Source organism: Streptomyces tauricus (assembly GCF_014650955.1).
Taxonomy (GTDB): domain Bacteria; phylum Actinomycetota; class Actinomycetes; order Streptomycetales; family Streptomycetaceae; genus Streptomyces; species Streptomyces tauricus.
This window is the reverse complement of record NZ_BMVY01000008.1, coordinates 302,014-312,556: the sequence shown is the minus strand read 5'-3', so window position 1 is coordinate 312,556 and position 10,543 is coordinate 302,014. Positions and strand designations below refer to the sequence as shown.

Below are 10,543 nucleotides of genomic sequence, written 5' to 3'. Positions count from 1 at the left end.
CTCCGGGCGCCGAGGCGGTTCGGCGGGGGCGTGCCGGGGGCGGTCCGCCGGGGCGGCGCCGGCCCCCGTGGGCCAGTCGTCGGCCGCGCCTCTGCGGACGGCGAGGGGGTCCCCTGTCTCACGGCGGCCCGGCCCGCGCCTGGCGCCGCCCCTCGACCGCTTCGGCAGCTCTTCGAGCACGCCGGAGCGCTCGGACGTCTCCTGGGGCCGGGGCTGAGCCGACTGGGGCAGTTCCGTGACCTCACCGTTGTCCGGGCGGTCCGTCATCTCGTCGCGGCGCGCTCTGCCGTGGGTCACGGGGCGGCCGTGCGAGCTGACCAGTTTGGGTGTGCGGCGGCGCGACAGCGTGACATCGGCCTGCTCGCCGCCCTCCGAGGAGGGTGACGGCTCGCGCGGAGCCTCCCGCGTCTCGTCCCCCGCCGGGCCCGCGATGGAGCGGCGCGGACGGAAGATGCCGCCGTGTTCGCCGTCCTCGTCGTCGAGGGCGCCGGGGAAGTCTTCGAGAGCGTCCAGGCCGACGGGCGCCTCCAGTTCGACCGGTCCGTCGAGGATGGACGCCGACAGGCCGGGCAGGGTGACCGGCACCTGCGACAGGGCGGCCCTGCGGCCTTCGTCGGCCTCGTTCTTCGCGTTCCTGGAGGGGACCGCCCGGTCGAGCCGGAACCCGACGCCGTTGGTGTCGGGCACGTCGTCCGAGAGCAGCGCGTCGGGTACGAAGACCACCGCGGTCGTCCCGCCGTACGGGGACGGCTGCAGGGAGACGCGTACGTTCTGCCGCTGGGCGAGCCGGCTGACCACGAAGAGCCCGAGCCGGTCGGTGTCGGAGAGCTCGAACTCGGGGGTCTCGGCGAGACGGAGGTTGGCGTCGAGGAGCGCCTCGGCGGCCATTCCGAGGCCGCGGTCGTGGATCTCCAGGGTGAAACCGTTGGCGACGCGCTCGCCGAGCACCTGTACGGCCGTGTGCGGCGGCGAGAACACCGTCGCGTTCTCCAGGAGTTCGGCCACCAGGTGGGTGAGGTCGGCGACGGCCGATCCGGTGACCGCCATCCGCGGCAGCCGCCTGACCTCGATGCGCTCGTAGTCCTCGACCTCGGCGACGGCGGCCCGTACGACGTCCATCAGCTGGACGGGCTTGCGCCACTGCCTGGAGGGGGCCGCTCCGGAGAGGATCACCAGGCCTTCCGCGTGCCGGCGCATACGGGTCGTCAGGTGGTCGAGGCGGAAGAGGTCGGCGAGTTCGTCGGTGTCCTCGGTCCTGCGTTCCATCGTGTCCAGGAGCGTGAGCTGCTTGTGCAGCAGGACCTGGCTGCGGCGGGCGAGGTTCACGAAGACCTCGGAGACACCGCTGCGCAGTTCGGACTGCTTGACGGCGGCCTCGACGGCGGAGCGCTGGAGGCTGTTGAGCGCCTGGCTGACCTCGCCGATCTCGTTCTTCTCGTACTCCAGGCGCGGGACCTCGGTCTCGACGTCGACCTGTTCGCCCGCGGAGAGGCGGCGCATCACGCTGGGCAGCCGGACGCCGGCGGTCTCGTGGGCCTCCTGGCGGAGCCTGCGCAGGTCGCGGATGAGGCTGCGGCCGATGCGTACGGACATGAAGAGCGAGATGAGCACCGCGGCGAGGCCGAGCACGCCGGCGATGGCCGCCTTGACGATGACGCCGACCGCGACGGGTCGGACGCGGTCCTGGAAGCGGTCGCTCGCCTGGGTGTTGAACTTGTCGAGGCCGTCGAGGACGTCGTCGGCGAGGCCGTCCCAGCTCTTCGCGGTGACGCCGCGCGGGGCGCCCGGCGCGGAGGCCAGGGCGGACTGCTCGGCTACGCGCAGGGGCGCGGTGGCGGCGTTCTTCCAGTAGTGCTCGTAGCGGACACGCTCCGCGGCGGGCAGCTGCGGGAGGTTGATCTCGTACACGATCGTGCGCTGCGCCACGAGGTCGGAGATGTCGCGTGCCTCGTCGCGGCTCACCTTCCCGACGACGAGGGCGGAGCCGAGCAGGGCGTCCTCGCGGGCGAGCAGCTCACGGGCGCGCGACATGTTGACGAGGGCGCGGCCCTCCTTGTCCACGTCCACGTTGTCGAGGACCTGGAGGTTGGCCAGGAGGATGTAACAGGGGTCCACCAGGCGGTTGTAGAGGTCCAGGGCCTGGGCGCGGGTGACCGTGTTGTCCTCGACGCTCTGGCGCAGCGACCCGACGCCGTCGAAGGCGTCCAGGATCGCGGTGAGACGCTCGGTGGTGTCGGAACCCATCTCGTCCCGTACGTCGGCGTCCCTGGCGTTCCCGCGGATCTTCGAGACGACCTCGTCGGTGGCGGTCCGGGTACGGCGCAGGTCGGTGAGGGCGTCGGAGGCCCGGGGGTCCGCGAGATAGACGAGGGTCTGACGCCGCTCGTCCTGGAGGACGCTGATGACGTCCTCGGTGGGATAGCCGATCTCCTGCACGATGAAGGTCGTGTCGAACAGCTGGTTGACCTCGCGGCCCGTCAGTACGGTGGCGAAGCCCCAGATCCCGGTCAGGGAAACCAGCGGCACGAGAAGCAGCGCCACGATCTTCCGGCGGATGGACTTCCCGCGAAAGCGCATGGCCTCCCCCAGCTCGGCCCCCGGAACCGGGGGCACACATGTACGGCAACAAACGGCGTGAGCCTACTACCGACACACAGGTATCTCGAAGGCCTGTCCGAGCCTGTCCGGACCGACTCGGCACGTATCCGGAACGAGACATCCGCAGTTGTCCGTTCATTGCGGGAGATTGCCTCCCTGGATCCGGCGCGGGGAAAGGGGCGCGATCACGACCGCCCAGCAGATCAGTTGGCCGAAATTTTTCGATCGCCGGGAATCTTCGGCTTACGCCGATCGTCTGTCTGTATGGAAGTTGGAGGCGGAATCGGCTGCAGGTGCCGTATGCCGCGCCCAGGGGGCGTATAACAGCGCAAGCCGGGCAGCCGATGGGGAGCCGGAGTCTCGTGACACCGGAGCGAGCGGCTGTCAGGCGGTGGGGAGTGACAGGTTGATGGGCACGGCGGAGCGGTACGGGGCACCCGGTACGGGCGCCACGACGATCGCGGAGGCGGAGCGGGGGTCACAGATCCCGCGCCAAGGCATTCCGGCCGACATCGCGGCCGACGCGGACATAGCGGCCGACCTCGCGGCGATGAACCTCGCGGCGGCGGAGGCGGACCGTGTGGCGGAGGCCAGGTGGAGGTCCGCGCTTGCGATGGGTGCCTCCAGCGCGCCCGCGGCGGAGACAGGGGCCGTGGCCGCCGCGGAGGTGGCCGCCGCGGAGGTGTCCGCCGCCGAGGCGGGCACGAGGGCTGTGGGAGAGGGCAGGACGGGGGCTGTGACGGAGGCCGGGGCGAGGCGCCACGCGCGGAGCGGGAGCGGCCGGGTGCCGGAATCCGTGGAGCAGTTCGGCGCGGAGGAGCAGTTCCTCACGGAGGCCGAGGAGCAGGGGTACTACCGGCCCTTGTGGGTCGAGGAGCCCGCGACCAGGCGTCGGCTGCCCGATCCGGTGCGTACGTCGGCGGTGCGCGCTGTCATCATCATCGCCGTCACGCTGATCCAGGCGATGGTCGCCTTCCTGTGCACGCTGGCCGGTTCCTGGCTCGCTTTCCCCATGGTGCTGAGCAGCGTGGCGAGCACGGTGGTCGCCACGTGGGGCGCGCTGGACGTCTGGGTGACGCGCCAGGTGTGGAACCAGCGCCACGGCGTGGTGTCGGAGCCGAGCAGCACCGCCCGGGCCCTGCGGCGCGAGCGGCGCAAGACCCGGCGCCAGGAGCGGTCGGCGGAGCGGACCAAGGAGCGGATACGCCGTCGGGGCGGCGGCGCGGGGCAGTTGTCGCACTCCTGACACCTCACGTGTCCCACGCGCCACACCTCATGTGTCCCACGTGACGTGTCAGGGGTCCCGCCTGACACGTCACAGGGCCCGGGAGACCGTCTCCATCGCGCCCGCGCCGCGGGCCAGTTCGCGCCGGGCCCGCATGAACGGGCGGGGGCGGTCCACGGAGAGCACCGCGGTCGTTCGGCCCTCGCGCTCGTACAGCGCGAGCAGGCCGTCCTCGCCCGGTACTCCGTCGGTGACCGTGCCCTCCGCGATACGGACGGTGTCGGTGTCGAGCCGCCGGCCGGCGAACTGGATCCGCGCCCCGTACTGGTCGGACCAGAAGTAGGGCAGCGGGCGCACGGTCTCCGCGGTGTACCCGGCCAGCAGGTTGCGTACGGCGATCCGGGGCTGCTCGGTGGCGCTGGTCCAGTGTTCGGCGCGGGTGCCGCCCACCCGGGCCACGTCGCCGACGGCGACCACCTGGGGCAGAGCCGTCGCGCAGCCGTCGTCGCACAGCACGCCGTCGTGGAGCGCGAGCGGCGAGCCCGCCAGCCAGCCGGTGTTGGGGACGGCGCCGATGCCGACGATCACGACATCGGCGGGGAGGAGACGGCCGTCGGAGAGTTCCACTGCGGTGACCGCGACCGTGCCGCGCAGTGCGGCGACGCCCGTGCCGGTGACCAGTTCGACGCCACCGCGACGATGCAGCGCGGCGCACAAGGCCGCCATCTCCGGGCCGAGTTGGGGCACCAACGGCAGCGGGGCCGCCTCCACGACGGTGACGTCGTGGCCGAGTCCGGCGCACGAGGACGCGGTCTCGGCGCCGATGAAGCCTCCACCGATGACGACGACGCGGCGGGCACCCGCGGTCAGTTCGGCGCGCAGGGTGCGCGCGTCGTCGAGGGTGCGCAGGGTGTGGACTCCGGCGAGTGCGGGACCGGGCAACCGGCGTGCCGAGGCTCCCGTGGCGATGACGACGCCGTCGCCGGAGACCGTACGGCCGTCGTCCAGGAGGACGGTGCGGCCGCGGGTGTCGAGGTCGCGGGCGCGGGTGCCGAGCAGCCACTCCGCGTCGAGTTCGGCCATCTCCTCGGTGTCGCTGAGGGCGAGTCGGTCCTCGTCGGCCCGGCCGGTGAGGAAGTCCTTGGACAGGGGCGGGCGGTCGTACGGGCGGTGCGGTTCGTCTCCGACCACCACCAACCGCCCGTCGAATCCCTGGGCGCGCAGCTCGCGGGCCGCGTACAGCCCGGAGAGCGAGGCCCCGACGACGACGACGGTCCTCATACGGACGGCTCCTTCCGGACGGCGGCGGGCGCGGGCCGCGCACTTCCGGGACCCGGTGCCGGGCGGCGCTCGGGCCTCTCGGGGGTGTGCCGGGCGGCGGCCGTGAAAAGGTGGAGGCCTGCCGTGCGCGCTGTCGTGCCCCTCGTGTGGGGGGTCGTCATGCCGCCGTGTCCTCCTCGGCTGCCACGTGGACATGGATGACACCGTCGTCGACGGTGACGCGGTGGGTGCGGACGGCGCGGCGCGCGGGCAGGCACGTCGGCGCTCCCGTGCGGAGGTCGAACGAGGCGGCGTGCAAGGGGCATTCGATCAGGCAGCCCTCCAGCCACCCCTCGGAGAGCGACGCGTCCTGATGGGTGCAGGTGTCGTCGATGGCGTACAGCTCGCCGTCGGCGTTGAACACGGCGATGGGCGGGACGGTGTCGACACGGGCGGACTCGCCCGCGGGGAGGTCATCAAGGCGGCAGACGGGAATCACGGGCCCCCCTCTCGGTCCAGGACCCACAGTCCTGGTCCTCACAGGTCCGGTCTGGTCCGAGACCTTCCCGGTCACGGACTCTTCGGTAACATGATGTTTCGTATGGCGCACGAGGGAGCGCTATGCGCAACAGAATCCGCGCGGGATGCCCGTCGCGTCAAGGGCTTCCGGCAGATGCGGCTCAAACCGGGCCGCCAGGTGGTGAGAGTTGAGCTATGACCCGCACTCAGAAGCAGGCTGACCGCACAGGGGAGACACCGGAGAAGCAGAGCAGAGGCGCGGGGAGCGCCGTCCAGTCGGTGGACCGCGCGGTGAGCGTGCTGGAGATCCTCGCCCGGCTCGGCGAGGCGGGCGTCACCGAGATCGCCGACGAGCTGGAGGTCCACAAGTCCACGGCCTTCCGGCTCCTCGGGGTACTGGAGAACCGCGGCCTGGTCGCCCAGGCGAAGGACCGCGGGAAGTACTTCCTGGGCGCCGGCGTACTACGCCTGGCGGGGGCGGCGGCAGTGCGTCTGGACATCTCGCAGGAGGGGGTGCCCGTCTGCCGCGAACTCGCGGACGAGCTGGGCGAGACGGTCAACATCGCGGTCCTCGACGACAACGCGGCGGTCAACATCATGCAGGCCCGCGGCGCCGCGTCGGTCACCGCGCAGAACTGGCTGGGCCGGCGCACCCCGCTGCACGCCACCTCCAGCGGCAAGGTCCTGCTGGCCCATCTGCCGCCGACGCTGCGCGAAGGGCTGCTGGCCAGGACCCTGCCGCGCTTCACCGAGCGCACGATCACGGGCACGGCCGCGCTGCGCGCCGAGTTGGAGGCCGTGGTGGAGCAGGGGTACGCGTTCGCCCTGGAGGAGCTGGAGCTGGGGCTGGCCGCCACGGCCTCGCCGGTGCGCGCGCACGACGGCAAGGTGATCGGCGCGATCAGCGTCTCCGGGCCGGTGTACCGGCTGGATCCGGACCGGCTGCCGGAGCTCGCCAAGCGCACGGTCGCGGCCGCCGCCGACCTCTCGCGCCGGATGGGATACGGCTTCTGACGGAAGCGGAATCGGACGCGGACCGGAGCGGCACGTCGGGCTCCGTACCGAGGCGGAACCCGACACGGACCGGAGCCGGCCACCGGGTTTCGCGGCACGGCGGAACCGGACGCGGAACCCGGCGCGGGGTCAGGAACACCTGGCCCCGCGCTTCTGTGTGTCGGGCAGATTTCGGGCGCCCGGTTCCTTTTGCCAAGGGTTAACCCGTACCTCTTGACGGCCGCCTGGAGGCGTTCTCACTATGTTCCTCATAGCGCAACCCATAGTGCATTGCGCAACAGCAGAGGAGCTAGGTCGTGCCATACGAGGTCCGTGCCGTAGTCGCTGTGAAGAAGGGCGCACCCGTCGAGGTGCGGACGATCGTCGTTCCCGATCCCGGTCCGGGCGAGGTGCTCGTCACCGTGCAGGCCTGCGGGGTCTGCCACACCGATCTGCACTATCGCGAGGGCGCGATCAGCGACGACTTCCCGTTCCTGCTGGGCCATGAGGCGGCCGGCACGATCGAGGCGGTCGGTGAGGGCGTCACCGACCTCACGCCCGGCGACTACGTGGTCCTCGCCTGGCGGGCCCCCTGCGGTTCCTGTCGCTCCTGCCGCCGTGGCCGCCCCTGGTACTGCTTCGACTCGCGCAACGCCACCCAGCCGATGACCCTGCTCGACGGCACCCCGCTCAGCAACGCGCTCGGCATCGGCGCCTTCGCCGAGAAGACCCTGGTCGCGGCGGGCCAGGCCGTGAAGATCAACCCCGCGGCCCGTCCCGAGGCCGCAGGTCTGATCGGCTGCGGGGTGATGGCCGGCTACGGCGCGGCCGTGAACACCGGCAACGTCGGGCGCGGTGACACGGTCGCCGTCATCGGCTGCGGCGGTGTCGGCGACGCGGCCATCGCGGGCGCCTGCCTCAACGGCGCCATGAAGGTCATCGCCGTGGACATCGACGACAAGAAGCTCGACCGGGCGGAGCGGTTCGGCGCCACCCACACGGTCAACTCCCGCGGCACCGACCCGGTCGAGGCCGTGCGCGCGCTCACCGACGGCTTCGGCGTCGACATCGCCATCGACGCCGTGGGCCGCCCGGAGACCTTCGAGCAGGCCTTCTACATGCGCGATCACGCGGGTCTGCTGGTGCAGGTCGGCGTGCCGACCCCGGAGATGAAGGTCGAACTCCCGCTGATCGACGTGTTCTCGCGGGGTGGCGCGATCAAGTCCTCCTGGTACGGCGACTGTCTGCCCAGCCGCGACTTCCCGTTCCTCATCGACCAGTACCTCTACGGGATGCTGGACCTGGGCGCGTTCGTGTCGGAGACCATCACCCTCGACCAGGTCGAGGAGGCGCTGTCGAACATGCACCTCGGTGAGGTACTGCGCTCGGTGGTGGTCCTGTGAGCGGCCGAACCACGGACCCGGGCACACACACGGGCACGCCCGGAACCAGTCCCCGCGTGGTCGTCGTCGGCGCCGGCATCGTCGGCTGCTCCCTCGCGGACGAGCTGACCGCCCGTGGCTGGACCGACGTCACCGTCCTCGAACAGGGGCCGCTGCCCGCTCCCGGCGGCTCCACCTCCCACGCGCCGGGTCTGGTCTTCCAGACGAGTCCGTCCAGGACGCTCACCGCCTTCGCCCGGTACACGGTCGAGAAGTTCACCTCCCTTGAGGTGGAAGGGGTCTCCTGCTTCGACCAGGTGGGCGGTCTGGAGCTCGCGACGACTCCCGAACGGCTCGCCGAACTGCACCGCAGGGCCGGTTACGCCGCCTCCTGGGGCGTACGCGGTGAGATCGTGAGCCCCGCCCGCTGCAAGGAACTCTGGCCCCTGATCGACGAATCGATGGTCCTCGGCGGCTTCCACACCCCCGACGACGGTCTGGCCCGCGCCCTGCTCGCGGCCCGCGCCCAACTGGAACGGGCCGAGAGTCGCGGCGCCCGCTTCCTCGACCGGCACACCGTCACCGGGATCGAGCAGGCGGCCGGCAGGGTCACCGCCGTCGTCACCGACCAGGGCGTCTTCCCCGCCGACCACGTCGTCTCGGCGGCCGGATTCTGGGGGCCGGTGATCGGCCGCATGGCCGGAGTCGACGTACCGCTGCAGCCGCTGGCGCACCAGTACGCACGGACGAGGCCCCTCCCCCAGCTGGCCGGGGCCACCGCGGAGGCGTCGAGGCCGATCCTCCGTTTCCAGGACCGCGACCTCTACTTCCGCGAGCACACCGACCGCATCGGCATCGGCAGTTACGCCCACCGGCCGCTCCCCGTGGACCCGTTCGCCGTCCCCGGCTACGACGAGGCGCGTGCGAACGACCTGGAGATGCCGTCGTCGTTGCCCTTCACCGAGGAGGACTGGGCGCCGAGCTGGGACGACTGCCGGCAGTTGCTGCCCGCGCTGCGCGCGAGCGAGATCGAGGAGGGCTTCAACGGCGTCTTCTCCTTCACCCCGGACGGCATGCCCGTCCTCGGTGAATCGCGCGCCGTGCGCGGCTTCTGGCTGGCGGAGGCCGTGTGGGTGACCCACTCGGCGGGTGTCGCCAAGGCCGTGGCCGAGTGGATGGTCGACGGCCGCCCCGGGATCGACGCCCACGAGTGCGACCTCACGCGCTTCGAGGACGCCCAGCGCTCGCCCGCGTACATCAGGGAGCGCGGCGCGCAGCAGTTCGTCGAGGTCTACGACGTCCTGCACCCGCTCCAGCCGATGGAACGGCCGCGTCCGCTGCGGGTCAGCCCGTTCCATGCCCGTCAGCAGGAACTGGGCGCGTACTTCCTTGAGGGCGGCGGCTGGGAGCGTCCGCACTGGTACGAGGCGAACGCGCCGCTCGCCGCCGGTCTCGACGTACCCGCGCGCGACGCCTGGTCGGCGCGCCACTGGTCGCCCGTCGCGGCGGCCGAGGCGCGGGCGACCCGCGAGAAGGTCGCGCTGTACGACATGACCCCGCTGCGGCGCCTCGAAGTGACCGGCCCGGGCGCGCTCGACTTCCTGCACGGCATGACCACCAACAACCTCCGTAAGAAGCCCGGCGCGGTCACCTACACCCTGCTCCTGGACCGGACGGGCGGCATCCGGTCCGACCTCACCGTCGCACGCCTGGGTCCCGACCGGTTCCAGGTGGGCGCCAACTCCCCGGCGGACCTGGACTGGTTGGTCCGGCACGCCCCCGACGGCGTACACATCCGGGACATCACGTCCGGCACGTGTTGTATCGGCGTGTGGGGGCCGCTCGCCCGCGCGCTCGTGCAGCCGCTCACCCGCGACGACTTCTCCCACGAGGGGTTCGGCTACTTCCGCGCCAAGGAGACGTACATCGGTCATGTGCCGGTCACCGCAATGCGGTTGAGCTACGTCGGTGAGCTGGGCTGGGAGCTCTACACCAGCGCCGACCTCGGGCTCCGCCTCTGGGACACGCTCTGGGAGGCGGGGCGGGAGCACGGTGCGATCGCGGCCGGGCGTTCCGCGTTCAACAGCCTGCGGCTGGAGAAGGGGTACCGCGCGTGGGGGGTCGACATGACCGACGAGGACGATCCGTACGAGGCGGGGGTGGGGTTCGCCGTCCGGCTGGACAAGGGGGAGTTCTTGGGCATGCGGGCGTTGGAGGGGCGCGGCGAGCCGCAGCGTCGGCTCACGCCGTTGCTGCTCGACGACCCGTCGTCCGTGGTTCTCGGCAAGGAGCCGGTGTACGTCGGCGGGGCGCCCGCGGGCTATGTCACCAGTGCGGCGTACGGGTACACGGTGGGGCGGTGTGTGGCGTACGCGTGGTTGCCGGTGTTGCCCGTGGGGGCGGGGGTCTCTGTCGAGTACTTCGGGGAGAAGGTGGGGGCGACGGTAGTCGGTGAGCCTGTTTTTGATCCGGCTATGAGCCGGATTCGGTGCTGATCCGTCCCGGAGGGGAACCGTGGGCAGGGCTGCGGGGCCGCGCCGTTCCCCGCGCCCCTGAAAGCGACAAG

General features: G+C 71.7%; 7 protein-coding genes. 4 read left to right on the top strand and 3 right to left on the bottom strand.

The features are described from left to right. A partial coding sequence (locus IE278_RS16350; protein ID WP_189772936.1) for a sensor histidine kinase occupies positions 1-2,577 on the bottom strand: 2,577 nt, incomplete at its 3' end. 757 nt (positions 2,578-3,334) lie between these two features. Between IE278_RS16350 and IE278_RS16345 the strand changes: the two genes are divergently transcribed. Then, positions 3,335-3,844: a hypothetical protein gene (locus tag IE278_RS16345; RefSeq protein ID WP_373312003.1), complete on the top strand. Its 510-nt coding sequence runs from the start codon at positions 3,335-3,337 to the stop codon at positions 3,842-3,844. 69 nt (positions 3,845-3,913) lie between these two features. Here IE278_RS16345 and IE278_RS16340 read toward each other — a convergent pair whose 3' ends face one another. Then, positions 3,914-5,104 carry an NAD(P)/FAD-dependent oxidoreductase gene (locus tag IE278_RS16340; RefSeq protein ID WP_189772934.1) on the bottom strand — a complete coding sequence of 397 codons (1,191 nt, stop codon included), beginning with the start codon at positions 5,102-5,104 and terminating at the stop codon, positions 3,914-3,916. A 157-nt stretch (positions 5,105-5,261) separates the two neighbouring features. Then, positions 5,262-5,582 carry a bifunctional 3-phenylpropionate/cinnamic acid dioxygenase ferredoxin subunit gene (locus IE278_RS16335; RefSeq protein ID WP_189772932.1) on the bottom strand — a complete coding sequence of 107 codons (321 nt, stop codon included), beginning with the start codon at positions 5,580-5,582 and terminating at the stop codon, positions 5,262-5,264. Positions 5,583-5,797: 215 nt separating this feature from the next. Between IE278_RS16335 and IE278_RS16330 the strand changes: the two genes are divergently transcribed. The 3 genes from IE278_RS16330 to IE278_RS16320 all read left to right on the top strand — a co-directional run bounded on the left by IE278_RS16330 (position 5,798) and on the right by IE278_RS16320 (position 10,472). Then, positions 5,798-6,616 (top strand): IclR family transcriptional regulator, encoded by an 819-nt coding sequence (locus IE278_RS16330; protein ID WP_107019595.1) that lies wholly within the window; start codon positions 5,798-5,800, stop codon positions 6,614-6,616. Positions 6,617-6,912: 296 nt separating this feature from the next. Further along, a complete protein-coding gene (locus tag IE278_RS16325; RefSeq protein ID WP_189772930.1) occupies positions 6,913-7,998 on the top strand; it encodes an S-(hydroxymethyl)mycothiol dehydrogenase in 1,086 nt (361 codons plus the stop codon). Next, on the top strand, positions 7,995-10,472 hold the full coding sequence (locus IE278_RS16320) for a GcvT family protein (RefSeq protein WP_189772928.1): 2,478 nt from the start codon (positions 7,995-7,997) through the stop codon (positions 10,470-10,472). Before IE278_RS16325 ends, IE278_RS16320 begins: the two co-directional genes overlap by 4 nt. Positions 10,473-10,543: the final 71 nt, after the last annotated feature.

Bases quoted from the DNA above. Each gene is read 5' to 3' on its own strand.
- IE278_RS16330 (WP_107019595.1), top strand. From the start codon at position 5,798: ATGACCCGCACTCAGAAGCAGGCTGACCGCACAGGGGAGACACCGGAG.
- IE278_RS16340 (WP_189772934.1), bottom strand. From the start codon at position 5,104: ATGAGGACCGTCGTCGTCGTCGGGGCCTCGCTCTCCGGGCTGTACGCG.